The organism is Streptomyces sp. NPDC031445, assembly GCF_055581365.1.
On the sequence record NZ_JBVIJO010000006.1, the window covers coordinates 93,128 to 116,376 of the forward strand.

Consider the following 23,249-nt stretch of genomic DNA (forward strand, 5'->3'; position numbering starts at 1 on the left):
TCGCGCTTATTGCTCGCACGTCGACATCTTGTTGACGCCGTTCGCGCGGACCTAACGTCATCGCACCGCCGGCCCCCAGGCGGGATGTTCAAGGGCGAACGTTAGGTATCCATCCATGCTGACCATCCTCGGCTTCGCCATGATCGCGACCTTCCTGGTCCTGATCATGCTGAAGAAGATGTCGCCGATCGCGGCGCTCGTGCTCATACCCGCGCTGTTCTGCGTGTTCGTGGGCAAGGGCGCCGGGCTCGGCGACTACGTCATCGACGGCGTCACCGGCCTCGCCCCCACCGCGGCGATGCTCATGTTCGCGATCGTCTACTTCGGTGTGATGATCGACGTCGGCCTCTTCGACCCGGTCGTGCGGGGCATCCTCCGCTTCTGCAGGGCCGACCCGCTGCGGATCGTGGTCGGCACGGCGGTCCTCGCCGCGATCGTCTCCCTGGACGGCGACGGCTCCACCACCTTCATGATCACCGTCTCGGCGATGTACCCGCTGTACAAGCGCCTGAAGATGTCCCTGGTCGTGATGACCGGCGTCGCCGCCATGGCCAACGGCGTGATGAACACGCTGCCGTGGGGCGGCCCCACCGCCCGTGCCGCCACCGCGCTGAAACTCGACGCCGGCGACATCTTCGTGCCGATGATCCCGGCCCTCGCGACGGGCCTGCTGTTCGTCTTCGCACTCTCCTACGTCCTCGGCCGCCGCGAGCGCAAGCGGCTCGGTGTGCTGACGCTGGACGAGGTGCTGGTGGAGGAGACCGAGACGGTGCTGGTCGGCTCCGGTGCGGGCAAGGACGTGCGGAGGGCCGGCGGGGACGTGCGGAGGGCCGGCGGTTCCGGCCCGGGTGCGGACCTGCCCGACGAGCCCGGGGACGAGGGCTTCCAGGGCCTGGACCCGGACCGCCCCACCCTGCGCCCCGGGCTCTACTGGTTCAACGCGCTGCTCACGGTCGTCCTGCTCACCGCCATGATCATGGAGTGGCTGCCGATCCCGGTGCTGTTCCTGCTCGGCGCCGCCCTCGCCCTGACCGTCAACTTCCCGCACATGCCGGACCAGAAGGCCCGGATCGCCGCCCACGCCGAGAACGTCCTCAACGTCTCCGGCATGGTCTTCGCCGCCGCCGTCTTCACCGGCGTCCTCCAGGGCACCGGCATGGTCGACCACATGGCGGCGTGGCTGGTCGGCAACGTCCCCGACGGCATGGGCCCGCACATGGCCCTCGTCACCGGCGTGCTGAGCATCCCGCTGACGTACTTCATGTCCAACGACGGCTTCTACTTCGGCATCCTGCCGGTGCTCGCCGAGGCGGGCCAGGCGCACGGCGTCTCCGCGGTGGAGATCGCCCGCGCCTCGATCGTCGGCCAGCCCCTGCACATGTCCAGCCCGCTCGTCCCGGCCGTGTACGTCCTGGTCGGCATGGCCAAGGTGGAGTTCGGCGACCACACCCGGTTCGTGGTCAAGTGGGCCGTGCTCACCTCGCTCGTCGTCCTCGGCGCCGGCGTCCTGTTCGGCATCGTCTGACCCCCTGGAGGACATCATGGGGCCCGGTGGGAACCGCGGCTGGCTGCTCCGCCTCGTCATCGCCTTCGGCTGCGCGCAGGGGGCGGTGTCGATGGCCCGGCCCGCCGTCTCCTACCGGGCCCTCGCGCTCGGTGCGGACGGACGGGCGGTCGGCGTCATCGCCGGTGTCTACGCGCTGCTGCCGCTGTTCGCCGCCGTACCGCTCGGCCGCCGTACCGACCGCGGCCGCTGCGCGCCCCTGCTGCCGGCCGGTGTCGTCCTCATCGCGGCCGGCTGCGCGCTCAGCGGGCTCGCCGGCTCGCTGTGGGCGATGGCCCTGTGGAGCGGGGTGATGGGACTCGGCCACCTCTGCTTCGTGATCGGCGCCCAGTCGCTGGTGGCCCGGCAGTCCGCGCCGCACGAACAGGACCGCAATTTCGGCCACTTCACCATCGGCGCCTCCCTCGGCCAGCTCATCGGACCCGTCGCCGCGGGCGCCCTCATCGGCGGCCCCGGCCTGGCCCGCAGCAGCGCCCTCGCCCTCGTCGTGGCGGGCGCGGGCGCGGCGCTCGCGTTCACCGCGCTGTGGCGCGTCGAGGACCGTACGGCCGGGGGCTCCCGCGCGCGCGGCGGCGGGCGGGTGCCGGTCGGCGGCATCCTGCGCGCCCGGGGCGTGCCCGCGGGCATGCTGATCAGCCTGTCGGTGCTGTCCGCGACCGACATCCTCACCGCCTATCTGCCGGTGGTCGGCGAACACCGGGGGATCGCGCCCTCGGTGATCGGCGTCCTGCTCAGTCTCCGGGCGGGCGCCACCATCGCCTGCCGGCTCGTCCTCACCCCGCTGCTGCGGCTGCTCGGCCGGCCCGCGCTGCTCACCGTGACCTGCCTGCTGGCGGCCCTGCTGTGCGCGGGGGTGGCGCTGCCGGTGCCGGTGTGGACCCTCGGCGCGATGCTGACGGTCCTCGGCTTCTGCCTCGGCGTGGGCCAGCCGCTGTCGATGACGACGGTGGTGCAGGCCGCGCCGGCCGAGGCCCGCTCCACCGCGCTCGCCCTGCGGCTGACCGGCAACCGGCTGGGCCAGGTCGCCGCCCCGGCCGCCGCCGGTCTGGTCGCCGGTGCGGCGGGCGTGGCTGCGCCGTTCGTGATGCTGGGGGCGCTGCTGCTGGTGTCGTCGGCCGTGGCGCCGCGCTCGCCGGGCCGCCCCGGGGGGTCGCCCGGACGGGTGACCGGAAAGCGGCCGAAGCGTCCGGGACTGCGCCGCACGAGCGATCTCTGACGGCGCGTCGGGCGTCAGTGCCCTGGGCCGCGCGGCCCATGAAGGAGAGTCCAGGCGAACGAGCGATTTGTATGAAAATCGTCTGAACTCGGAGGAGTGCGCATGCCCACCATGACCCCACGTGCCGTCGGCCCCCGCGCGGGCGCCACAGTCGTCCTCACCGCCCTCGCCGCGGCGGGCGCGTCATGGGTGGCGGCGCCGAGCGCGGCGGCCCAGGGGGAGAACGGCGACATCAGGATTCACGACGAGCGCCACCTCCACGGGACGCCGCTCGTGGGGTCGGCCAAGGACGATCCCGTGGTGTGCCGGTTCTATCTGGAGGCCGTCAACTTCGACACGCTCACCGCCATCGCCTACACCATCACCCCGCAGCCCCCGCTCCCCGCCGCCGCCACCGTCGCCGGCACCATCCCGCTCGCCGGGGGCGCCGGGCACACGGACCCGCTCGGCCTCTCGGACGGCCAGTACAAGATCAGCTGGCTCGTGGGCACCCCCGCCGCCCTGAAGGAGAAGGTCTTCCACGTCAACTGCAAGGACGGGCGTCACGAGGGTGAGCACGGGCCGGGCGGACAGATCTCCGACGGCCGGCACGACAGCGACGCGTCCTGGGGCAAGGACGACCAGAACGGCCCCAGGGGAGGGGTGCACGCGGGCGGCGGTGGTCTCATCGACACGGCCGCCGCCTACTCCCCGGTGGCCGCCGCGGGCGCCGTGGGCCTGATCGCCGTCTGTGGTGTCGTGTACGTCCGGCTGGTCCGCCGGCGGCCCCATGGCGCCGCGTAGGCGCCGGCGCAGGCCCTGGTACCGCACCCGCGCCTACCGCCTGGCCAGGACGGCCCTGCTGGTGTCCGTCCTGGTGACGGTGGGGTCGCGCTGCGGACCGGGCGGCGGGGCGGCAGGGCCGGGTCCGCACGCCGTGGCGGCCGGCACGGAGTCCGCCCGGGTCGGTCCGGCCGCCCCGCCGGCGCCGCCGCCCCGCCCGCTGCCCCGGTCCCGGCCGACATCCTTCCGCGTCCCCTCCCTGGGCATCGACGCCCCGGTCACCCCGCTCCGCCTGGAACGGAACCGGGAGCTGGAGACTCCGCCCGTCGACAGACCGCAGCTGGTCGGCTGGTACCAGGGCGGCCCCACGCCCGGCGAGGCCGGCACCGCCGTCGCCGTCGGTCACCGCGACACCCGCACCGGCCCCGCCGTCTTCGCCGGCCTCGCCCAGGTCAAGCCCGGCAAGACCGTCGAGGTCCGGCGGGCGGACGGCCGCGTCGCCGTCTACTCCGTCGACCGGGTGAAGGTCTACGACAAGGCCGGCTTCCCCGACGAGGAGGTCTACGGCCCGACCGGGCGCCCCGAACTGCGGGTGCTCACCTGCGGTGGCCTGTTCAGCCGGCGGACCGGCTACACCAGCAACGTGGTGGTCTTCGCCCATCTGACGGCGACCAGGTGACCGGTGGACCGGCCGGTGCGGGCGCCGTTCCCGCACCGGCCGGTCCCTTCCGTGATGATGTCCGTGACGTCCGCTGACCGGGAATGTCTGGCGCAAGAAAACTATCATCGCTAGTTTGTGTGCCGGACGACGCGGACCCGCCGGGAGGACACAGCAATGAAGGCACACGACGGCCTGTACATCGACGGCGCCTGGCGCCCCGCCGGGAGCGGGGACGAGACCGAGGTCGTCAACCCCGCCGACGAGCAGGTCATCGCGCGGGTCCCGGCCGCGTCGGCCCTGGACGTCGACACCGCCGTACGCGCCGCGCGGGCCGCGCTCCCCGCCTGGGCCGCCACGCCCCCGGCCGAACGCGCCGCGCGCCTGGCCGCCCTCCGGGACGCCCTGGCGGCCCGCAAGGACGAGATCGCCGAGACGGTCACCGCGGAACTCGGCTCGCCCCTGCCGTTCTCCCAGGCCGTGCACGCGGCCGTGCCGATCGCGGTCGCGGGCTCCTACGCCGAGCTGGCCGCCGCGCACGCCTTCGAGGAGAAGGTCGGCAACTCCACGGTGCTGCACGAGCCGATCGGCGTGGTCGGCGCCATCACCCCCTGGAACTACCCCCTCCACCAGATCGTCGCCAAGGTCGCCCCGGCCCTCGCCGCCGGCTGCGCGATCGTCGTCAAACCGGCCGAGGACACCCCGCTCACCGCCCAGCTGTTCGCCGAGGCGGTGCACGAGGCGGGCGTGCCGGCCGGTGTGTTCAACCTGGTCACCGGTCTCGGCCCGGTCGCCGGACAGGCCCTCGCCGAGCACCCGGGCGTGGACCTGGTCTCCTTCACCGGCTCCACGGCGGTCGGCCGGCGGATCGGCGCGGTGGCCGGCGCGGCCGTGAAGAAGGTCGCCCTGGAACTCGGCGGCAAGTCCGCCAACGTCATCCTGCCGAGCGCCGACCTCGCCAGGGCGGTGAACGTCGGTGTCGCCAACGTGATGTCCAACTCCGGTCAGACGTGCAGCGCCTGGACCCGCATGCTGGTCCACCGCGACCGCTACGCCGAGGCCGTCGAACTCGCCGCGACCGCCGCCGCCAAGTACGGCGACCGCATCGGACCGCTGGTCAGCGCCAAGCAGCAGGAGCGGGTGCGCGGTTACATCGAGAAGGGCGTCGCCGAGGGCGCCCGCCTCGTCGCGGGCGGCCCCGAATCCCCGCGCGAGCGCGGCTGGTTCGTCAGCCCGACGGTCTTCGCCGACGTCACCCCCGACATGACCATCGCCCAGGAGGAGATCTTCGGCCCGGTCCTGTCGATCCTGCGGTACGACGACGAGGACGACGCCCTGCGCATCGCCAACGGCACGGTGTACGGCCTCGCGGGCGCCGTCTGGGCCGCCGAGGAGGCCGAGGCGGTGGCCTTCGCGCGCCGCATGGACACCGGCCAGGTCGACATCAACGGCGGCCGGTTCAACCCCCTCGCGCCCTTCGGCGGTTACAAGCAGTCCGGCGTCGGCCGGGAACTGGGCGCGCACGGACTCGCCGAGTACCTCCAGACCAAGTCCCTCCAGTTCTGAGGAGTCGCGCACCCATGGCCGTACGAGCCGCCGTCCTGCCCGCCATCGGCGCCCCGCTGGAGATCACGGGGATCGAGCTGCCCGACCCGGGCCCCGGACAGGTCCGGGTCCGCCTCGCCGCCGCCGGCGTCTGCCACTCCGACCTCTCCCTGTCCGACGGCACCATGCGGGTGCCGGTCCCGGCCGTCCTCGGCCACGAGGGCGCGGGCACGGTCGTCGCCGTCGGGGAGGGCGTCACGCATGTCTCGCCCGGGTCCCCGGTCGTCCTCAACTGGGCGCCTTCCTGCGGCGGTTGCCACGCCTGCGCGCTGGGCGAGGTGTGGCTGTGCGCGAACGCGCTGAACGGCGCGGCCGACGTCCACGCCCGCACGGCCGACGGCACCGACCTGCACCCCGGCCTGAACGTGGCCGCGTTCGCCGAGGAGACGGTGGTCGCCGCGTCCTGTGTGCTGCCGCTGCCGGACGGGGTGCCGCTGGTGGACGCCGCCCTGCTGGGCTGCGCCGTCCTCACCGGCTACGGCGCGGTGCACCACTCGGCGCGCGTCCGGTCCGGCGAGACGGTGGCCGTGTTCGGCGTCGGCGGAGTGGGTCTCGCCACGCTCCAGTCGGCCCGCCTCGCGGGGGCGTCCCGGATCATCGCCGTCGACGTCTCCCCGGGGAAGGAGGAACTGGCCCGCGCCGCCGGCGCCACGGACTACGTCCTCGCCTCCGACACCACTGCCCGCGAGATCCGCGCCCTGACCGGCAGGCAGGGCGTCGACGTCGCCGTGGAGTGCGTGGGCCGCGCGGTCTCCATCCGCGCGGCCTGGGAGTCCACGCGCCGGGGCGGCCGTACGACGGTCGTCGGCATCGGCGGCAAGGACCAGCAGGTCACCTTCAACGCCCTGGAGCTCTTCCACTGGGGCCGCACGCTATCGGGCTGCGTCTACGGCAACAGCGACCCGTCCCGGGACGTGCCGCTCCTCGCCGAGCACGTGCGCGAGGGCCGCCTGGACCTCTCCCTGCTGGTCACGGACCGCATCACCCTGGAGGAGATCCCGACGGCCTTCGGGAACATGCTGGCGGGCAAGGGGGGACGGGCGGTGGTCGTCTTCTGAGGGCGAGCACCCCGAGGGGCAACCGGGCGACCCGTCCTGACGCACCGGCGCCCGGCCCGGCGCCGCAACCCCGGCCCCCTCACCCGGTCTCCAGCCAGGGCCGCCCGGAGATGCCGAGCAGGTCGGAGAACACCCGCTCCCCGGACGGGGTCACCGCGACCGCCCGGCCCGATCCCACCCGCACGCACCAGCCCGCCTCCAGCGCCCGCCGGCACAGGGCCGCCCCCGCCGCCCCGGCGAGATGCGGTCGCCGTTCCGTCCAGTCGAGGCACGCGCGGGCCAGCGGCCGCCGGCCACCGGGGTCCAGCGGCACGCCCGCCGCGCCGAACCACGCCACGCCCGCGTCCGTCAGCGCGAACCCGGTGTCCTGCCGCAGCAGCCCCCGCCGGGTCAGCGCGTCGGTGAGCACGATCCCGAGCCGCCCGGCGAGATGGTCGTAGCAGGTCCGCCCCCGGGCCAGGGCGGCGCCGGCGCTCGCCTCGCGCAGGCTGCGCGGAGGGCGCCGTACCGCTGCCGCGGGCACCTGCGCGGCGAGGTCCTCGACCACCTGCGCCACCCGGGCGTCGGCCAGCCGCACATACCGGTGCCGCCCCTGCCGTTCCTCCGCGAGCAGTCCGCCGGCCACCAGCTTGCCGAGGTGCTCGCTCAGCGTGGAGGCCGCGACCCCGGCGTGCCGGGCCAGCTCACCGGCCGTCCACGCCCGCCCGTCCAGCAGCGCCAGCAGGCACGCGGCCCGGGTCCGGTCGGCGATCAGCCCGGCCAGCGCCGCCAGCCCGGCCGCCTGGGGATTCTCGGTGCTCATGCCCCCAGCATGCGGCAGGGACGCTTCGGCGGCGGCCGAAGCGTCACCGGCCGCGCGTGCTCAGACCCGCGTCTGCCGGTACTGCTGCGCCAGCCCGTCCAGCAGCGCGGCGAGCCCCGTCTCGAAGGCCCGCTCGTCGATCTTCTCCTGCTGCTCGGCGAGCAGATGGGCCTGTCCGAGGTGGGGGTAGTCGGCGGGGTCGTACGCGCTCGCGTCGTCCACGAAGCCGCCGGCGAAGGAGCCCAGCGCCGAGCCCATGATGAAGTACCGCATCAGCGCGCCGATGGAGGTCGCCTGCGCGGGCGGCCAGCCCGCGTCGACCATCGCGCCGTAGACCGCGTCCGCCAGCCGCAGCGCGGCCGGGCGGCGGCCGGGGCCCCGGGCGAGGACGGGGACGATGTTCGGGTGGTCGCGCAGGGCGGCCCGGTAGGAGACGGCCCAGTCGTGCAGCGCGGTCCGCCACTCCCGGCCGTCCTCGAACATCGACAGGTCGACCAGGGCGCTCACCGAGTCCGCGACCGCCTCCAGGATCTCGTCCTTGGTGCGGAAGTGGTTGTAGAGCGAGGGCCCGCTCACCCCCAGCTCGGCGGCGAGCCGGCGCGTGGAGACGGCCGCCAGACCCTCCCGGTCCACGAGGTCCCGGGCCGTCTCGACGATCCGGTCGGTGCTGAGGAGGGGCTTGCGCGGTCGGGCCATGGCGCACATAGTAGGGCTGCGGCCGGAAACTAGCAGTGCTAATTTAAATGTACGGCTTTCAAGATCCATCGGTGAAGAGGTGATCTCGTGGTGAACCTGGGGCTCAGCGAGGAGCAGACGGCCGTACGGCGGCTCGCCCGGGACTTCGTGGAGCGCGAGATCGCCCCGCACGTGGTCGCCTGGGACCGCGCCGAGGAGGTCGACCGGGGCATCGTGAAGAAGCTCGGCGAGGTCGGCTTCCTCGGTCTGACCGTGCCCGAGGAGTACGGCGGCTCCGGCGGCGACCACCTCTCCTACTGCCTGGTCACCGAGGAGCTGGGGCGCGGTGACTCCTCGGTCCGCGGGATCGTCTCCGTCTCCCTGGGCCTCGTCGCCAAGACGATCGCCGCCTGGGGGGGCGAGGAGCACAAGCGGCGCTGGCTGCCGGGGCTCACCGCGGGCGAGTACGTCGGCTGCTTCGGCCTCACCGAGCCCGGCACCGGCTCCGACGCGGGCAACCTCACCACCCGGGCGGTGCGCGACGGCGACGACTACGTCGTGAACGGCACCAAGATGTTCATCACCAACGGCACCTGGGCCGACGTCGTCCTGCTCTTCGCCCGCTCCACCGACGCCCCCGGCCACAAGGGCGTGTCCGCCTTCCTCGTGCCCACCGACACCCCCGGCCTGACCCGCCGTACCGTCCACGGCAAGCTCGGCCTGCGCGGCCAGGCCACCGCCGAACTCGTCCTGGAGGACGTGCGCGTGCCCGCCTCCGCGATGCTCGGCGCGGAGGGCAAGGGCTTCTCCGTCGCCATGTCCGCGCTCGCCAAGGGGCGGATGTCGGTGGCCGCCGGCTGCGTCGGGATAGCCCAGGCCGCGCTCGACGCGGCCGTGCGGTACGCCGGTGAGCGCGAGCAGTTCGGCAAGCCGATCGCCCGTCACCAGCTGGTGCAGGAACTGATCAGCGACATCGCCGTCGACGTGGACGCGGCCCGGCTGCTGACCTGGCGGGTCGCCGACCTCGTCGACCGCGGCGAGCCGTTCGCCGTCGAGTCCTCCAAGGCCAAGCTGTTCGCCTCCGAGGCCGCGGTCCGCGCCGCCAACAACGCCCTCCAGGTCTTCGGCGGCTACGGCTACATCGACGAGTACCCCGCCGGCAAGCTCCTGCGCGACGCCCGGGTGATGACCCTCTACGAGGGCACCAGTCAGATCCAGAAACTCCTCATCGGCCGCTCGCTGACCGGGGTGTCGGCCTTCTGAGTACGCGGCGCACCCGGGTCTGAGTATCCCGGCGGATGTGGCGCGGGACACGTCCGCCGATGCTGGTCGCCATGAGTGACACACCGGTCAAACAGCAGAGCACGGCCGCGTTCTACGGCCAGGCCGTCGCCTCCTTCGCGGTCGCCATGGCGGCCACCGCCATCGGCATCGCCCGGCTCGAGGCCAGCGCCTGGGTCCGCGGCTTCCTGGCCATCGCCGTCCTGTACCTCGTCACCTCCGCCTTCACCCTCGCCAAGGTGATCCGGGACCGGCAGGAGGCCGGGCAGATCGTCAGCCGCGTCGACCAGGCCCGGCTGGAGAAGCTGCTCGCCGAGCACGACCCCTTCGAGAAGCCCTGAACGGCTCCGCTAAGCGCCCGCTCACCGTCGGCGGTATGGTGGTGCTCCTGTCACCGAGAGGGGCGAGCGAGCGATGAGTACGGCGCAGGAGACGACCGGCGGCGACGTGGAGCCGTGGGAAGAGGTCACCCCTGACGCGGCCCGGCGGCTGCTCGTCGCGGCTGTGGAGGCGTTCGCCGAGCGCGGCTACCACGCGACGACGACCCGTGACATCGCGGGCCGCGCCGGCATGAGCCCGGCCGCGCTCTACATCCACTACAAGACCAAGGAAGAGCTGCTCCACCGGATCAGCCGCATCGGCCACGACAAGGCCCTGGACATCCTGCGCACGGCGGCACGGCGAGAGGGCACCGCGGCCGAGCGGCTGGCCGACGCGGTCGGCTCCTTCGTCCGCTGGCACGCGGGCCGGCGCACCACCGCGCGGGTCGTGCAGTACGAGCTCGACGCCCTCGGCCCCGAGGCCCGCGCGGAGATCGTCGCGCTGCGCCGCCAGGTGGACGCGGAGGTGCGCGGGATCATCGAGGACGGCGTGGCCTCGGGCGAGTTCGACGTGCCGGACGTCCAGGGCACCACGCTCGCCGTGCTGTCGCTGTGCATCGACGTCGCCCGCTGGTTCAACGTGAACGGCCCGCGCACCCCCGAGGAGGTCGGCGCGCTCTACGCCGACCTCGTGCTGCGCATGGTCGGGGCCGGGTAGCCGCCGGAATCTACAGGTAGTAGCGCGAGACCGACTCCGCGACGCACACCGGCTTGTCGCCGCCCTCGCGCTCCACGGTGAAGGCGACCGTCACCTGCACCCCGCCGGTGACGTCCTCGACCCCGGTGATCCTGCCGGTGGCGCGCAGCCGGGAGCCGACGGGGACCGGGGCGGGGAAACGGACCTTGTTCGTGCCGTAGTTGACGCCCATCTTCACGCCCTCGACCCGGATGAGCCGCGGCCCGAACAGCGGCAGCAGCGACAGGGTGAGGTAGCCGTGGGCGATGGTCGTCCCGAACGGTCCGGCGGCGGCCTTCTCCGGGTCCACGTGGATCCACTGGTGGTCCCCGGTCGCCTCGGCGAACAGGTCGATCCGCTTCTGGTCGATCTCCACCCAGTCGGTGGGGCCCAGCTCCTCGCCCACGGCCGCCCTCAGCTCGTCGGGGGAGGTGAAGGTCCTCGGTTCTGCCATGTTCCCGGCCTCTCGCTCGCGTCTCTAAGCAACTGCTTAGCATGGTCGGGTGGGGAGTCGATGTCAACGGACCGCGGACCGGCCGGGTGGGTAATCTCTGGGGAGTGCCCCAGATTCCCGAGAAGATCCACGAGCTGACCGTCGGCCAGTTGTCCGCCCGCAGCGGAGCCGCGGTGTCCGCCCTGCACTTCTACGAGTCCAAGGGACTGATCACCAGCCGGCGGACCCCCGGCAACCAGCGCCGCTACAGCCGGGACACACTGCGCCGGGTCGCCTTCGTCCGCGCGGCCCAGCGGGTGGGCATCCCGCTCGCCACGATCCGGGAGGCCCTGGCCGAACTGCCGGAGGAACGGACGCCGACCAGGGAGGACTGGGCCCGCCTGTCCGAGAAGTGGCGCTCCGAACTGGACGAGCGCATCCAGCAGCTGAACCGCCTGCGCGACCACCTCACCGACTGCATCGGATGCGGCTGCCTGTCCATGGAGACGTGCGTGCTGTCCAACCCGGACGACGAGTTCGGCGCCCGGCTGACCGGATCACGGCTGATGGCGGAGCGCCGCTGAGGGGGAGCGGACCGGCCGGCGCCCCGCGCGTGCCCGGCGGCGCGTGCGTCAGACCGTGTCGGCCGCCGCGGCCAGGACGCGGGCCAGCTCGGCGGGGCGGGAGACCATCGGCCAGTGGCCCGCGTCGATGTCGGCGAAGCCGACGCGCCCGGCCCGGGCCAGCTCCGGTACGTCACCGCCGTCGATCCACTTTTGCGCCTGCGCCGGCGTGAACTCCGGGCACACGACCACGACCGGGACGCCGAAGCGCCGCTCGTCCGCCAGCCGCACCACGCCCCTGGCCACGGCGGCGGGTACGGGGACCGCGGCGGCCGCCAGCCGGCGCCTGGCCTCGTCGTCGAGGTCGGCGGTCTCCGGCCCTTCGAAGGGGGCCCAGCCCGGGAAGGGCATGACGCCGTCGCGCACCTCGAAGAAGTCGGCGTACGTGTGACCGTCGGAGTACGGGAAGCCGCCGATGAAGGCGACCCCCGCCAGCCGCTCCGGCCGCCGGTCGGCGGCCAGCCAGGCCAGGGTGCAGGCGGCGGAGTGCCCCACCACCATGGGCTTGCCCGGCGCCGCGTCCACCGCGGCCAGCACCGCCGCCACCTGGTCCTCCAGGGTGGCCGACGCGGAGCCGTCCCCCTGGCCCGGCAGGGTGAGCGGCACCGGGCGGTGGCCGAGCGACTCCAGCGCCGAGGCCACGCGGCCCCACACCGATCCGTCCAGCCACAGCCCGCCGATGAGCACGATGTCCATGGTCGCTTCCCCTTTTTCCGGTTCTTCCGGTTCTTCCGGGTCGTGAGCGTCTTCCCGGCCGCGGGAGCCACCGTAGGAGCGGTTCCGGACGATCCACTGCCGGTTCGTCCCCTGACCGCCGTCCGACCGGTGAGCGGACTAGCCTGCACGGGTGCCGAACGATCTCAGCCCCACCGCGCGAGCACTGCGCGCCCTGGAGGTCCTCCGGGCCCGCCCCGGTACGACGGCCGGCGAACTCGCCGCGCGGCTGGGCGTCACGGAGCGGGCCGCGCGCCGGTACGTCGGCATCCTGCGCGAGGCCGGAATCCCCGTGGAGTCGGTCCGGGGGCCGTACGGCGGGTACCGGCTGGGGCGCGGGACGCGGCTGCCGCCCGTGCACTTCACGCAGCCCGAGGCCCTCGGACTCGTCATGGCGGTCCTCGCCGGCCGGCCCGCCGCGGCCGACGCCGACGACCTGGTCGGCACCGCCCTGGGCAAGGTCGTCAAGGCGCTGCCGGAGAGCGTCGGCCGGCAGGCGGCCCTGCTGCGGGAGTACGCGGCGGCCGCGCCGGACCCGTACGCGGTCCGCCCGGACCCGGCCGTCACCAGCGAACTCGTCGCCGCCGTCGCGGCCCGGCGCCGGGTGTCGGTCACCTACCGCGCCGAGGCCGGTGACGAGTGGGAGGCGGAGGTGGATCCCTGGTCCGTCGTCGTCCGCCACGGACGCTGGTACCTGCTGTGCCACTCGCACCGCGCGGGGGCGATCCGCACCTACCGGGTCGACCGGGTCCGCGCGGTCCGGCCGACCGCGCACGGCTTCGCACCACCCGGCGACCTGGACCCGGTGGCGGTGCTGGAGGAGAACCTGGGCCTGGGATGGGTGTTCCCCACCCGCGTGGTGTTCGCCGCGCCCCTCGCCGAGGTGGCCCCCTGGATCCAGCCGCCCATGGGACGGCTCGAACCCTCGGGGGACGGCTGCGTGCTGGTCGGCAGCACGCGCAACCCGGCCGCGTACGCACGGGAGTGGCTGGCGCGCGTGCCGTTCGCCTTCCGCGTCGAGGGCGGCGAGGAACTGCGCGCCGCGGTCGCGCAGCTGGCGGCGCAGTTCACCGCGGCCGTCTCGGACCAGCCCTGACCGGGCCGGGGTGCTGCGCGGCGACGGGCACGCCGGGACTCACGCCGGGGCCGAACCCGCTTGTCCCGCACCGCCGTCGCCGTCGCCCGCACGGGCAGCGGAACCGTCTTCGGCGGTTCCGTACCGGGCCCGTGCCTCCGCCACCAAGCGGGCGTTGGACCCGGCCCGCCGGCCGTCCGGGAGGAACAGGGTGTCCTCCAGGCCGATCCGCGTGGCGAGGCCCAGCCGGCCCGCCAGCCGGAGCACCGGCCAGGTCCCGCCCTCCTCGCCGTGCAGCAGCACCGGCCGGCCGTGCGCCGCACCCAGCTCGGCCAGCAGCGCACGCGCCGACGCCTCGGCCGTCGCCGGGTCCGGGTCGGTCACCTCGGCCAGCACCCGTGACACGGCGGGCCCGAGCGGCGAGTCCGCGAACCGGCGCGCGCCCCCGGTGCCGGACCAGATGCCCGCCTCCACGGCCACACCCATCGACAGCAGCTGTCCGGCGACCTCCTCGGCGCCCGGCTCGTGCCAGTTGACCGAGGCGAAGTCGGGCAGCACCGGCCAGGAGCGCACCCGGGCGAGCCGCGCCGACGGATCCGGTTCCGCCCAGGCGCCGGTGGTCACCCCGACCGGCACCCGCACCCGTGCCCGGATCGCCTCCAGGGCCGGGACCAGGACGCGCGGGGAGAGACTGTCGTGGCCGCACGGCGTCTTCGGGTGGACGTGGACCGAGGTGGCGCCGGCCGCCACCGCCTCGGCGGCGGAACGCGCCAGATCCTGCGGGGACATCGGCACGGCGACGCCGTCGGCGGCCGTACGACGCCCGTTGAGACACACCTGCACCATGACTCGATGGTGCCGCACTCCCGCGGCAGAGGGCGCGGCATCCCCAGCGCGCCCCCCGGTCGGCACGCCCCTGGGAACGCCGCCGGCTCAGGCCGACATCAGCACGCGTCCCCGACGGGCGTACTCAAGGGCCCGCGGGCTGAGGACCGGACGCGGCACCAGGATGCCGCAGTCCGCGCACACCGGGCCGGAGGACGGCTCGTGGTCCAGGCCGTACCTCCACACCAGGCGCTCGCCGCCGCACACCGGGCACGACGAGCCCGGTTCCCGCTCCAGCGCGGCGATCAGCCGGCGCAGCACCACCGCCAGCGGCTCACCGGGGTGCACCCGCGGGTCGTCGCACCAGGCGACCCCGAAGCCGCCCCAGGTCAGCCGGTGCCAGTCGTCCACGCTGCCCGGCCGGCGCAGCCCGTCGTGCTTCTCCTTCCTGCGGCGTTCGGTGAAGTCGGTCTCGTAGGCGAGCCAGACGTCACGGGCCTCCTCCAGCTCCTCCAGCGCGGCCACGAGCCGCGCCGGATCGGGGGAGCGGTCCTCGGGGCCGAACCCCGCCCGGGAGCACAGATGGTCCCAGGTCGCCCGATGCCCGTAAGGGGCGAACTTCTCCAGGCACTTGCGCAGCGAGTACCGCCGCAGCGCCAGATCACAGCCCGGATCGCGTACCTGTCTCGCCAGACTCCGGAAACCTGCCATCGCCCTGCACCTCCGTCACACCTGCACCTGTACTCCGGTCACTTCGGCGTCGTCGCACGGACGTCGTCGAAGAGACGTATCGACAGGCGATTCGGCTCCATCTCTTCTCGGGATCTGTCTCCAGACTCCAGAAAGTGACGCATGTTCATCTTTAAAGCTGGGGATACCGGCGGTAACGTTCGGCCACCTCTGTCGCTAGGAGCTGCCATGCCACGGCGAACCCCACGTACCGCCCTTGACAGACTGAGAACGTCCCGCCGTCTTCCCGGGTTCCTGAAGACCGCGTCCGTATGCGTCCTCGTCGCAGGTCTTCTCTCCCCCCTCACCCAGACGGCGGTGGCGGCGACCGACGCCACGGCCGCCAACGACTACTGCGGCGGCCGGTGTTCGGACATCATGCCGCCCGGCGAGAACGGCAACGCCACGCTCGCCCAGATCCTGCTCAACCAGGCCTTCGGCACCCAGCCCGCGCACGCCGAGGACCAGCTCGGCCCGTACGCCGACCTGGCCACCGGCTACAAGGGCCTGACCGACACCACGATCAACACCTTCTTCAACGACGCCTCGTTCGGCGTCCCCGCCGACCAGGTCGCCTCCACCGAGAAGCCGGCCGGCCGCGGCGACGTGACCATCGTCCGCGACAAGAAGACCGGTGTGCCGCACATCACGGGCACCACCCGCTACGGCACCGAGTTCGGCGCCGGGTACGCGGCGGCCCAGGACCGGCTGTGGCTCATGGACGTCTTCCGGCACGTGGGCCGCGGCCAGCTGACCTCCTTCGCCGGCGGCGCACCCGCCAACCAGAGCCTGGAGCAGCAGTTCTACCGCAACGCGCCCTACACCGAGGCCGACCTCCAGGCGCAGATCGACAACGCGGTCGCGAAGAACGGCGCCCGCGGCCAGCAGGCCCTCGCCGACGTCAAGGCCTACCTCGACGGCATCAACGCCTACATCGACGCCTCCGACAGCGGCCGTTACTTCCCCGGCGAGTACGTCCTGACCGGCCACAAGGACTCGATCACCAACGCCGGCACCATAGAGCACTTCAAGGTCACCGACCTCGTGGCGCTCGCCTCCGTCATCGGCTCGCTGTTCGGCTCCGGCGGCGGCGGCGAGGTCGACAACGCCGTCTCCCTGCTGGCCGCCCAGGCGAAGTACGGCGTCGAGGAGGGCACCAGGGTCTGGGAGTCCTTCCGCGAACGCAACGACCCCGAGGCCGTCCTCACCCTCCACGACGGCCAGAGCTTCCCCTACGGCGCCAAGCCCGCCGACGCCCAGGGCGAGGCCCTGCCGGACGCCGGCTCGGTGACCCGCGAACCGCTGGTCTACGACCGTACCGGCAGCGCGTCCGCCGCCGCCGCCACCGGCACCTCGGCCTCCGCCGCGAAGAACGTCCTCGGCTCCGCCCGGCGCGGCATGTCCAACGCACTCGTGGTCAGCGGCAAGTACACCGCCAGCGGCCACCCCATCGCCGTCTTCGGGCCGCAGACCGGCTACTTCGCCCCGCAGCTGCTCATGCTCCAGGAGATCCAGGGCCCGGGCATCAGCGCCCGCGGAGCCTCCTTCGCGGGCCTGAGCATGTACGTCGAACTCGGCCGCGGCCAGGACTACTCCTGGAGCGCCACCACCTCCGGCCAGGACATCATCGACACCTACGCGGTCGAGCTGTGCCAGGACGACTACCACTACCTGTACCACGGCACCTGCACGGCCATGGAGAAGATCGAGCAGAAGAACGCCTGGAAGCCCACCACCGCCGACGGCACGGCCGCCGGGTCGTACACCATGCGCGCGTGGCGGACCAAGTACGGACCCGTGGAGTACCGCGCCACCGCCGGCGGCAAGAAGGTCGCCTACACCACCCTGCGCTCCTCCTACCTGCACGAGGCCGACTCCATCATCGGCTTCCAGATGCTCAACGACCCCGACTACGTCAAGGGGCCGAAGGACTTCCAGAGCGCGGCGCAGCACATCAACTTCACCTTCAACTGGTTCTACGCCGACTCCCAGCACACCGCCTACTACAACAGCGGTGACAACCCCGTCCGCGCGAGCGGCGTCGACAGCGAGTTCCCGGTCTGGGCGCAGCCGGCGTACGAGTGGCGGAACTGGGACCCGGCCACCAACACCGCCGACTACACCCCGCCCTCCGCGCACCCCAACTCCGTCGACCAGGACTACTACGTCTCCTGGAACAACAAGCAGGCCGAGGACTACGCGGCCGCGCCCTGGGGCGAGGGCTCCGTGCACCGCGGCAACCTGCTGGACGACCGGGTGAAGAAGCTGGTAGCGGCCGGCGGGGTCACCCGGACCAAGCTGGTGCAGGCCATGGCGGACGCGGGCCTCGCCGATCTGCGCGCCGAGGACGTGCTGCCCAAGCTGCTCAGGGTGGTCACCTCCTCGCCGGTGACCGACTCCACGGCCGCCGCGGCGGTGAGCAAGCTCCAGGCGTGGGCGGCCGCCGGCGCCAAGCGCACCGAGACGTCGGCCGGTTCCAAGAAGTACGCCGACGCCGACGCGATCCGCATCCTGGACGCCTGGTGGCCGCTGCTGGTCAAGGCCGAGTTCGAACCCGGCCTCGGCAGCGACCTCTACACCGCGGTCACCGGAAACCTGCCGGTCGACGAGGCACCGTCCGCCGGCCACGGCCCGACCGGCTCGCACGCCGGCAGCTCCTTCCAGTACGGCTGGTGGTCCTACGTCGACAAGGACATCCGGGCGGTGCTCGGGGAGTCCGTGCGGGGCGGTCTCGCCCGGACGTACTGCGGCGGCGGCAGCCTCACCGCCTGCCGGGACACCCTGATCAGCACCCTGAAGCAGGCCGCCGGCCTGACCGCCGCCCAGGTCTACCCGGGCGACGACCAGTGCTCGGCGGGCGACCAGTGGTGCGCCGACTCGATCGTCCAGCGCACGCTGGGCGGCATCAAGCACGGCAGGATCAGCTGGCAGAACCGGCCGACCTTCCAGCAGGTCGTGGAGTACACCTCGCACCGCTGACCCGCCACGGGCGGCGGGTCAGGCGATACGGCCCGCCGCCAGCACCAGCCGCGCCAGTTCGGGGTGCACGATGTCGCTGTGCGCCCCGGACGGCGCGCCACCGCGCCGGACCACGGCCGCCGCGTCCACGTTCACGCACCCCGACGCGGGCAGCCGGCCGCCGAGAGCCGCCGCCAGGTCGAGCCGCACGGTGCCCGGCACCGCCTGCGTCCCGTCGTGGCCCATGGCACCCCACCGCGGCCCGAGCACCGCCGCGATCTCGCTGCCCGCGCACGTCCGGTCGTCCCCGGTCAGCCGGGAGGCCAGCGGATAGAACGTGCCGAGGGCCGCGTCGAAGCGCGAGTGGCAGCACACCAGCGGGCCGTCGACGCGCCGCTGGAGGTCCTTGAGCGCGCCCGACCGGTCCGGGGCGTGCGGCAGCCGGGCCGCGAACGCGTAGTGCGAGAAGGCACCCTGGAGCAGGGTCACCGACTTCACCGCGCCGACTCCGGCGGGCAGCCCGCGCAGCGCGAACGCCACCAGCCGGCCGCCGAAGCTGTGCCCGAGCAGATGCACGCGCACCCCGGGCGCCGCCCCCGCCAACCGCCCCAGCAGCGGGCCGAGTCCCCGCTCGCCGACCGTCCCGGCCCGCCGCTTCATCTGGAGGTACGTCGCCTGCCGCAGCAGTTCCTTCGCGCCGTCCCAGGGGTTCGGAAGGGTGAACCGGGGCGCGTCGCCCGATGCGTCGAGCGCGGCCAGGGCCTCGGCGAACTGCTCGCACACGGTCACCGGGTCATCGCCGAACACGGCCGGTTCGCCGTCCTCGTCCGTGTCGGCCGCCGCCCCCTGCCGGCCGTCGCCCAGCAGCAGCCGCACCAGCCCCCCGAACTCGGTCAGCCCCTCGGCGCCGCCCGGCCGTTCGTCCAGCATCCGGGCCAGCCGGTCCAGCACGGCCGTCCGGCCCGGGAACGCCTCCAGCAGGGCGCGCCGGGTGCCCTGGTCCAGCGCCGGACGCGGTGCCGCCGCCTCCACGGCCGCCACGGACCCCGGGAAGTCCGGGATCGGCTCGTCGCTGAACCGCATGGACGGCCAGATCACGCCGACGTACCCCAGCCGGGCCCCCGGGGCCAGCGCCGGGAGGGGGGCGAGGAAACGGCGGTACAGCGCGGTCGCGCCCGAGCGGTCGTTGTTCCAGCCGTGCGAGAAGACGACCAGGTCACGGACGCCGTGGCCGGTGACCTGCGTCAGCAGCCGGTCGCGTTCGGGGCCGTCCACGTCCCCGTCCGCGTCGAAGGTCAGCTCCCAGTAGGGAGTCACACTCGTCCCGGGCTCCGCCATGCCAGACCCCCAAGCTCCCGGAGGGAGGAGCGCTACGTGTACAGGAGATACCCCTTCCGGACCCGCCGGAACGCGGCCAGCTCCTCCTGCCAGGCGCCCGTCACCTCGTCGGTGCCGGCGCCCGCGTCGATCATCGTGCGGACCTGCGCGGAGCCGGTGAGCTTGTCGATCCAGTCGTCCGGCCGCCAGGCGAAACCGCCCCACGCCTTCCGGGCGGTCACCAGCAGCGCGATCCCGGTGCGCACGGGGTCGTAGGCGGCCCGGTCGGTCACGTGGACCTGCACGCCGCCGACGGTCTTGCCCTGGAACTTGGAGAACGTGGGCGTGAAGTACGCCTCCCGGAACCGCACACCCGGCAGCCCCTCCTCGTTCGCGGCCGCGGCCCAGCGGCCGTCGAGGCCCTCGGCGCCGAGGAGTTCGAAGGGCCGGGTCGTGCCGCGCCCCTCCGAGAGGTTGGTGCCCTCGAACAGGCAGGTCCCGGAGTACACCAACGCGGTGTCCGCCGTGGGCATGTTGGGGCTCGGCGGCACCCAGGGCAGACCGGAGGCGTCGTAGAAGCCGGAGCGCTTCCAGCCCGACATGCGGACGGTCTCCAGCGGGACGGGCGCGGCCAGGAACTCGCCGTTGAACAGGCGGGCCAGCTCCGCCACCGTCATCCCGTGCGCCTGCGCGATCGGCTGCCGGCCGACGAAGGTGGCGAACTCCTTGTGCAGCACCGGGCCGAGCGCCTCGCGTCCGGTCACCGGGTTCGGGCGGTCCAGCACGACGAACCGCTTGCCGGCGAGCTGGGCCGCCTCCATGCAGTCGTAGAGCGTCCAGATGTACGTGTAGAAGCGGGCGCCGACGTCCTGGATGTCGAAGACGACGGTGTCGACGCCGGAGGCGGTGAAGACGTCGGCGAGCGGGCGGCCGCTCTTCAGGTACGTGTCGTACACCGGGAGGCCGGTCGCGGGGTCGTCGTAGCGGCCCTCGGAGCCGCCCGCCTGCGCGGTGCCCCGGAAGCCGTGCTCCGGGCCGAAGACCGCCGTCAGCCTGACGCGGGGGTCCCGGTGCATGACGTCGACGATGTGCTCGGTGTCCCTCGTGACGCCGGTGGGGTTGGTGACGACGCCGACGCGCCGGCCGTCCAGGACGGCGTAGCCGCCGGCCGCGAGTCTTTCGAAACCGGTGTGCAGACGCGCACGGTCTCCGGGAGTGGTGGCCGGCAGGGCCGCTGTCGTCGCCGAGGCGAGAACGGTCCGTCGGGACAGGGGCATGGGGACCTCCGGTGAGTGGGCACGTGCGGGCCGTCCGGGTTGCTCGCGCACACGCGGCGCAGCCGCACACCGGCAACGCCCCGCGCCCCTAGAGGTTGGCGCAGTCACCCTTTCTTTTACACATACCGACCGGTTAGTCTGGCGAGCGCTGAGCCGAGTCGCACCGTGTCGAAGGAGACCGATGGTGGAAGCCGTGCAGGATGCGGGAGTGGTCGTCACCGGAGCCGGCGGGGGGATCGGGGCGGCGCTGGCCCGGCGGTTCGCCGCCGAGGGGGCGCGGGTCGTGGTGAACGACCTGGACGCCGTGCGGGCCAAGGCGGTGGCCGACGAGATCGGCGGGACCGCCGTGCCCGGTGACGCCTCGGCGATCGTCGCCGAGGCCCGCGACGCGCTCGGCGGCACGGTGGACGTCTACTGCGCCAACGCCGGCGTCGCCTTCGAGGACGGCGACCTCGCGGGCACCCTGGACGAGAAGACCTGGGCCACCTCCTGGGACGTGAACCTGATGGCCCACGTCCGGGCCGCGCACGCGCTGCTGCCCGACTGGCTGGAGCGGGGCGGCGGGCGGTTCGTCTCCACCGTCTCGGCCGCCGGGCTGCTCACCATGATCGGCGCGCCCTCCTACAGCGTCACCAAGCACGGCGCGTACGCCTTCGCCGAGTGGCTGTCGCTGACGTACCGGCACCGGGGGATCAAGGTCCACGCCATCTGCCCGCAGGGCGTCCGCACCGACATGCTGGCCGCCACCGGCAGCGCGGGCGACCTGGTGCTCCAGCCGACCGCGATCGCGCCCGAGGCCGTCGCCGACGCCCTGTTCGAGGGCATCGCACAGGACCGCTTCCTGATCCTGCCGCACCCCGAGGTCGCCGGCTTCTACCAGGCGCGGGCCGGCGAGCCCGACCGCTGGCTCACGAACATGAACCACCTCCAGCGCAAGTGGGAGGCCGCCCGGTGACCGCCTCCCCGTACGCGGCCCGCCCCTGGCTGGCGCTGCTGACCGAGGCCCAGCGCGCCCCCGTCGACGCCGCCGACTCGCTCGTGCACGCCCTGGGCGACGCCGTCGCCCAGGCCCCCGACCGCACCTTCCTCGCCTACTTCGACGGCCGGATCAGCTACCGGGAGGCCGACGAGCTGAGCGACGCCGTCGCCGCCCACCTCGCCGCGCGCGGCCTGGAACGCGGCGACCGGGTGGCCGTCCTGCTCCAGAACTCCCCGCACTTCGTGCTCGCCGTGCTCGGCGCCTGGAAGGCCGGCGCGACCGTCGTCCCGGTCAACCCCATGTACAAGTCCGGGGAGGTGGCGCACGTCCTGCGGGACGGCGAGGTGGCCGCGCTGATCTGCTCCGACCGGGCCTGGGAGGCGTACCTGCGGGAGACGGCCGCCGGCTCGCCCGTGCGGATCGTGCTCACCGCCTGCGAACGGGACCTCCAGACCCGCGACGACCCGCGCGTGCTGGGCTTCGAGCGGCTGCCCCAGGCCCCGGACGCCGACGACCTGGTGGCCGTCGCCCGGCAGGGCGGCCGGGCCCCCGAGGGCCGCTCGCCGCGCCCGGACGACATCGCGCTGATCAGCTACACCTCGGGCACCAGCGGCACGCCCAAGGGCGCCACCAACACGCACGCGAACGTCATGCACAACGCCGGGCGGCAGGCCGCCGGGCTCGGCCTGCCCGAGGCGCCCGTGTACTACGCGCTCGCGCCGCTGTTCCACATCACCGGCATGGTCTGCCAGTTCGGCGCCTGCCTGGTCGGCGCCGGCACCCTCGTGCTCACCTACCGCTTCGAGCCCGGCGTCGTCCTGGACGCCTTCGCCGAGCACCGCCCGCACTACACCGTCGGCCCCTCCACCGCCTACATGGCGCTCGCCGCCCGGCCCGACGCCACCCGCGAGCACTTCGCCTCGTTCGTGAACCTGTCGTCGGGCGGCGCCCCCGTGCCGCCGGCCCTGGTGGAGGCGTTCCGGGAGCGCTTCGGGCCGTACCTGCGCGTCGGCTACGGCCTCACCGAGTGCACCGCCCCCTGCGCCTCCGTCCCGCCGCACCTGGAGGCGCCCGTGGACCCGGTCTCCGGGACGCTCTCCGTGGGCCTGCCCGGCGCCGACACGGTCGTGCGCATCCTGGACGAGCAGGGCGCGGAGGTGCCCTTCGGGCAGCACGGCGAGATCGTCGTGCGCGGGCCGCAGGTGGTGCCGGGCTACTGGCGGCGGCCGGACGCCACCGCCGAGACCTTCCCGGACGGCGAGCTGCGCACCGGCGACATCGGGTTCATGGACGAGCGGGGCTGGCTGTACGTCGTCGACCGCAAGAAGGACATGATCAACGCGTCCGGCTTCAAGGTGTGGCCGCGCGAGGTCGAGGACGTCCTCTACACCCACCCGGCGGTGCGCGAGGCGGCCGTCGTCGGCGTCCCCGACGGGTACCGTGGCGAGACCGTCAAGGCCTACATCAGCCTCCGTCCGGGGGCCGGGACGGACCCGGGCGAACTCGCGGCGTACTGCAAGGAGAGACTGGCCGCCTACAAGTACCCGCGCCAGGTGGAGATCCTGCCCGACTTGCCCAAGACGGCGAGTGGGAAGATCCTCCGGCGGGAACTGCGTTCCCGCGACAGCGAGTGACCTCACGG

At 73.6% G+C, this 23,249-nt stretch carries 22 protein-coding genes; 14 read left to right on the top strand and 8 right to left on the bottom strand.

Translation table 11 applies throughout. The features are described from left to right. Positions 1-115: 115 nt before the first annotated feature. The 6 genes from ACZ5DC_RS17710 (at position 116) to ACZ5DC_RS17735 (ending at position 6,863) form a co-directional block, all read left to right on the top strand. Positions 116-1,525: a CitMHS family transporter gene (locus ACZ5DC_RS17710; protein ID WP_468653689.1), complete on the top strand. Its 1,410-nt coding sequence runs from the start codon at positions 116-118 to the stop codon at positions 1,523-1,525. Positions 1,526-1,541: 16 nt separating this feature from the next. Further along, entirely contained in the window at positions 1,542-2,780 is a 1,239-nt protein-coding gene (locus ACZ5DC_RS17715) for an MFS transporter (protein WP_468653691.1), read from the top strand. A 102-nt stretch (positions 2,781-2,882) separates the two neighbouring features. Further along, positions 2,883-3,563 carry a hypothetical protein gene (locus ACZ5DC_RS17720; protein ID WP_468653693.1) on the top strand — a complete coding sequence of 227 codons (681 nt, stop codon included), beginning with the start codon at positions 2,883-2,885 and terminating at the stop codon, positions 3,561-3,563. Continuing rightward, the gene (locus ACZ5DC_RS17725) at positions 3,550-4,221 is read left to right on the top strand and encodes a class F sortase (RefSeq protein WP_468653695.1); all 672 of its coding nucleotides are present in this window, start codon (positions 3,550-3,552) and stop codon (positions 4,219-4,221) included. The genes ACZ5DC_RS17720 and ACZ5DC_RS17725 overlap by 14 nt, the downstream gene beginning before the upstream one ends. Before the next feature lie 156 nt (positions 4,222-4,377). After that, complete coding sequence (locus ACZ5DC_RS17730; RefSeq protein ID WP_468653697.1) at positions 4,378-5,766, top strand: aldehyde dehydrogenase family protein; 1,389 nt, start codon at positions 4,378-4,380, stop codon at positions 5,764-5,766. 14 nt (positions 5,767-5,780) lie between these two features. Continuing rightward, positions 5,781-6,863, top strand: a complete 1,083-nt coding sequence (locus ACZ5DC_RS17735; RefSeq protein WP_468653699.1) for a Zn-dependent alcohol dehydrogenase — start codon at positions 5,781-5,783, stop codon at positions 6,861-6,863. A gap of 79 nt (positions 6,864-6,942) precedes the next feature. On the opposite strand, the gene ACZ5DC_RS17740 is transcribed toward ACZ5DC_RS17735, so the two are convergent. Beyond that, entirely contained in the window at positions 6,943-7,665 is a 723-nt protein-coding gene (locus tag ACZ5DC_RS17740) for an ArsR/SmtB family transcription factor (protein WP_468653701.1), read from the bottom strand. Positions 7,666-7,725: 60 nt separating this feature from the next. Beyond that, positions 7,726-8,361, bottom strand: coding sequence for a TetR/AcrR family transcriptional regulator (locus ACZ5DC_RS17745; protein ID WP_468653703.1), 636 nt, complete (start codon positions 8,359-8,361; stop codon positions 7,726-7,728). A 90-nt stretch (positions 8,362-8,451) separates the two neighbouring features. Here ACZ5DC_RS17745 and ACZ5DC_RS17750 point away from each other — a divergent pair, with 90 nt between their 5' ends. The 3 genes from ACZ5DC_RS17750 (at position 8,452) to ACZ5DC_RS17760 (ending at position 10,659) form a co-directional block, all read left to right on the top strand. Next, entirely contained in the window at positions 8,452-9,603 is a 1,152-nt protein-coding gene (locus ACZ5DC_RS17750; RefSeq protein ID WP_468654183.1) for an acyl-CoA dehydrogenase family protein, read from the top strand. Between the two features lie 71 nt (positions 9,604-9,674). Further along, complete coding sequence (locus ACZ5DC_RS17755; protein WP_468653705.1) at positions 9,675-9,962, top strand: YiaA/YiaB family inner membrane protein; 288 nt, start codon at positions 9,675-9,677, stop codon at positions 9,960-9,962. A 73-nt stretch (positions 9,963-10,035) separates the two neighbouring features. Next, entirely contained in the window at positions 10,036-10,659 is a 624-nt protein-coding gene (locus tag ACZ5DC_RS17760) for a TetR/AcrR family transcriptional regulator (protein WP_171157817.1), read from the top strand. A 10-nt stretch (positions 10,660-10,669) separates the two neighbouring features. Here ACZ5DC_RS17760 and ACZ5DC_RS17765 read toward each other — a convergent pair whose 3' ends face one another. Continuing rightward, on the bottom strand, positions 10,670-11,131 hold the full coding sequence (locus ACZ5DC_RS17765) for a MaoC family dehydratase (RefSeq protein ID WP_366761190.1): 462 nt from the start codon (positions 11,129-11,131) through the stop codon (positions 10,670-10,672). Between the two features lie 104 nt (positions 11,132-11,235). Here ACZ5DC_RS17765 and soxR point away from each other — a divergent pair, with 104 nt between their 5' ends. Then, positions 11,236-11,694, top strand: coding sequence for a redox-sensitive transcriptional activator SoxR (gene soxR, locus ACZ5DC_RS17770; RefSeq protein WP_468653707.1), 459 nt, complete (start codon positions 11,236-11,238; stop codon positions 11,692-11,694). Between the two features lie 48 nt (positions 11,695-11,742). Here the strand turns inward: soxR and ACZ5DC_RS17775 are convergent, their stop codons facing one another. Next, positions 11,743-12,429, bottom strand: coding sequence for an alpha/beta fold hydrolase (locus tag ACZ5DC_RS17775; protein ID WP_468653709.1), 687 nt, complete (start codon positions 12,427-12,429; stop codon positions 11,743-11,745). Positions 12,430-12,580: 151 nt separating this feature from the next. Between ACZ5DC_RS17775 and ACZ5DC_RS17780 the strand changes: the two genes are divergently transcribed. After that, positions 12,581-13,543, top strand: coding sequence for a helix-turn-helix transcriptional regulator (locus ACZ5DC_RS17780; protein ID WP_468653711.1), 963 nt, complete (start codon positions 12,581-12,583; stop codon positions 13,541-13,543). A 39-nt stretch (positions 13,544-13,582) separates the two neighbouring features. On the opposite strand, the gene ACZ5DC_RS17785 is transcribed toward ACZ5DC_RS17780, so the two are convergent. Then, a complete protein-coding gene (locus ACZ5DC_RS17785) occupies positions 13,583-14,368 on the bottom strand; it encodes a 3-keto-5-aminohexanoate cleavage protein (protein ID WP_468653713.1) in 786 nt (261 codons plus the stop codon). Between the two features lie 87 nt (positions 14,369-14,455). Then, positions 14,456-15,058: a hypothetical protein gene (locus ACZ5DC_RS17790; RefSeq protein ID WP_468653715.1), complete on the bottom strand. Its 603-nt coding sequence runs from the start codon at positions 15,056-15,058 to the stop codon at positions 14,456-14,458. Between the two features lie 207 nt (positions 15,059-15,265). Between ACZ5DC_RS17790 and ACZ5DC_RS17795 the strand changes: the two genes are divergently transcribed. Further along, on the top strand, positions 15,266-18,055 hold the full coding sequence (locus ACZ5DC_RS17795) for a penicillin acylase family protein (protein ID WP_468653717.1): 2,790 nt from the start codon (positions 15,266-15,268) through the stop codon (positions 18,053-18,055). 18 nt (positions 18,056-18,073) lie between these two features. Here the strand turns inward: ACZ5DC_RS17795 and ACZ5DC_RS17800 are convergent, their stop codons facing one another. Both ACZ5DC_RS17800 and ACZ5DC_RS17805 read right to left on the bottom strand, forming a co-directional pair. After that, complete coding sequence (locus ACZ5DC_RS17800; RefSeq protein WP_468653719.1) at positions 18,074-19,372, bottom strand: serine-threonine protein kinase; 1,299 nt, start codon at positions 19,370-19,372, stop codon at positions 18,074-18,076. A 32-nt stretch (positions 19,373-19,404) separates the two neighbouring features. Beyond that, positions 19,405-20,628 (bottom strand): exo-beta-N-acetylmuramidase NamZ family protein, encoded by a 1,224-nt coding sequence (locus tag ACZ5DC_RS17805; RefSeq protein ID WP_468653721.1) that lies wholly within the window; start codon positions 20,626-20,628, stop codon positions 19,405-19,407. Positions 20,629-20,809: 181 nt separating this feature from the next. Between ACZ5DC_RS17805 and ACZ5DC_RS17810 the strand changes: the two genes are divergently transcribed. Both ACZ5DC_RS17810 and ACZ5DC_RS17815 read left to right on the top strand, forming a co-directional pair. Then, positions 20,810-21,583, top strand: a complete 774-nt coding sequence (locus ACZ5DC_RS17810) for an SDR family oxidoreductase (RefSeq protein ID WP_366750708.1) — start codon at positions 20,810-20,812, stop codon at positions 21,581-21,583. Continuing rightward, positions 21,580-23,241, top strand: a complete 1,662-nt coding sequence (locus ACZ5DC_RS17815; protein ID WP_468653723.1) for a class I adenylate-forming enzyme family protein — start codon at positions 21,580-21,582, stop codon at positions 23,239-23,241. Before ACZ5DC_RS17810 ends, ACZ5DC_RS17815 begins: the two co-directional genes overlap by 4 nt. Positions 23,242-23,249: the final 8 nt, after the last annotated feature.

What these genes read in the sequence shown, in the direction of transcription:
- ACZ5DC_RS17710 (WP_468653689.1), top strand. Translation starts at nt 116, where the DNA reads ATGCTGACCATCCTCGGCTTCGCCATGATCGCGACCTTCCTGGTCCTG.
- ACZ5DC_RS17715 (WP_468653691.1), top strand. Translation starts at nt 1,542, where the DNA reads ATGGGGCCCGGTGGGAACCGCGGCTGGCTGCTCCGCCTCGTCATCGCC.
- ACZ5DC_RS17720 (WP_468653693.1), top strand. Translation starts at nt 2,883, where the DNA reads ATGCCCACCATGACCCCACGTGCCGTCGGCCCCCGCGCGGGCGCCACA.
- ACZ5DC_RS17725 (WP_468653695.1), top strand. Translation starts at nt 3,550, where the DNA reads ATGGCGCCGCGTAGGCGCCGGCGCAGGCCCTGGTACCGCACCCGCGCC.
- ACZ5DC_RS17730 (WP_468653697.1), top strand. Translation starts at nt 4,378, where the DNA reads ATGAAGGCACACGACGGCCTGTACATCGACGGCGCCTGGCGCCCCGCC.
- ACZ5DC_RS17735 (WP_468653699.1), top strand. Translation starts at nt 5,781, where the DNA reads ATGGCCGTACGAGCCGCCGTCCTGCCCGCCATCGGCGCCCCGCTGGAG.
- ACZ5DC_RS17740 (WP_468653701.1), bottom strand. Translation starts at nt 7,665, where the DNA reads ATGAGCACCGAGAATCCCCAGGCGGCCGGGCTGGCGGCGCTGGCCGGG.
- ACZ5DC_RS17745 (WP_468653703.1), bottom strand. Translation starts at nt 8,361, where the DNA reads ATGGCCCGACCGCGCAAGCCCCTCCTCAGCACCGACCGGATCGTCGAG.
- ACZ5DC_RS17755 (WP_468653705.1), top strand. Translation starts at nt 9,675, where the DNA reads ATGAGTGACACACCGGTCAAACAGCAGAGCACGGCCGCGTTCTACGGC.
- ACZ5DC_RS17760 (WP_171157817.1), top strand. Translation starts at nt 10,036, where the DNA reads ATGAGTACGGCGCAGGAGACGACCGGCGGCGACGTGGAGCCGTGGGAA.
- ACZ5DC_RS17765 (WP_366761190.1), bottom strand. Translation starts at nt 11,131, where the DNA reads ATGGCAGAACCGAGGACCTTCACCTCCCCCGACGAGCTGAGGGCGGCC.
- ACZ5DC_RS17775 (WP_468653709.1), bottom strand. Translation starts at nt 12,429, where the DNA reads ATGGACATCGTGCTCATCGGCGGGCTGTGGCTGGACGGATCGGTGTGG.
- ACZ5DC_RS17785 (WP_468653713.1), bottom strand. Translation starts at nt 14,368, where the DNA reads ATGGTGCAGGTGTGTCTCAACGGGCGTCGTACGGCCGCCGACGGCGTC.
- ACZ5DC_RS17790 (WP_468653715.1), bottom strand. Translation starts at nt 15,058, where the DNA reads ATGGCAGGTTTCCGGAGTCTGGCGAGACAGGTACGCGATCCGGGCTGT.
- ACZ5DC_RS17795 (WP_468653717.1), top strand. Translation starts at nt 15,266, where the DNA reads ATGCCACGGCGAACCCCACGTACCGCCCTTGACAGACTGAGAACGTCC.
- ACZ5DC_RS17800 (WP_468653719.1), bottom strand. Translation starts at nt 19,372, where the DNA reads ATGGCGGAGCCCGGGACGAGTGTGACTCCCTACTGGGAGCTGACCTTC.
- ACZ5DC_RS17805 (WP_468653721.1), bottom strand. Translation starts at nt 20,628, where the DNA reads ATGCCCCTGTCCCGACGGACCGTTCTCGCCTCGGCGACGACAGCGGCC.
- ACZ5DC_RS17810 (WP_366750708.1), top strand. Translation starts at nt 20,810, where the DNA reads ATGGTGGAAGCCGTGCAGGATGCGGGAGTGGTCGTCACCGGAGCCGGC.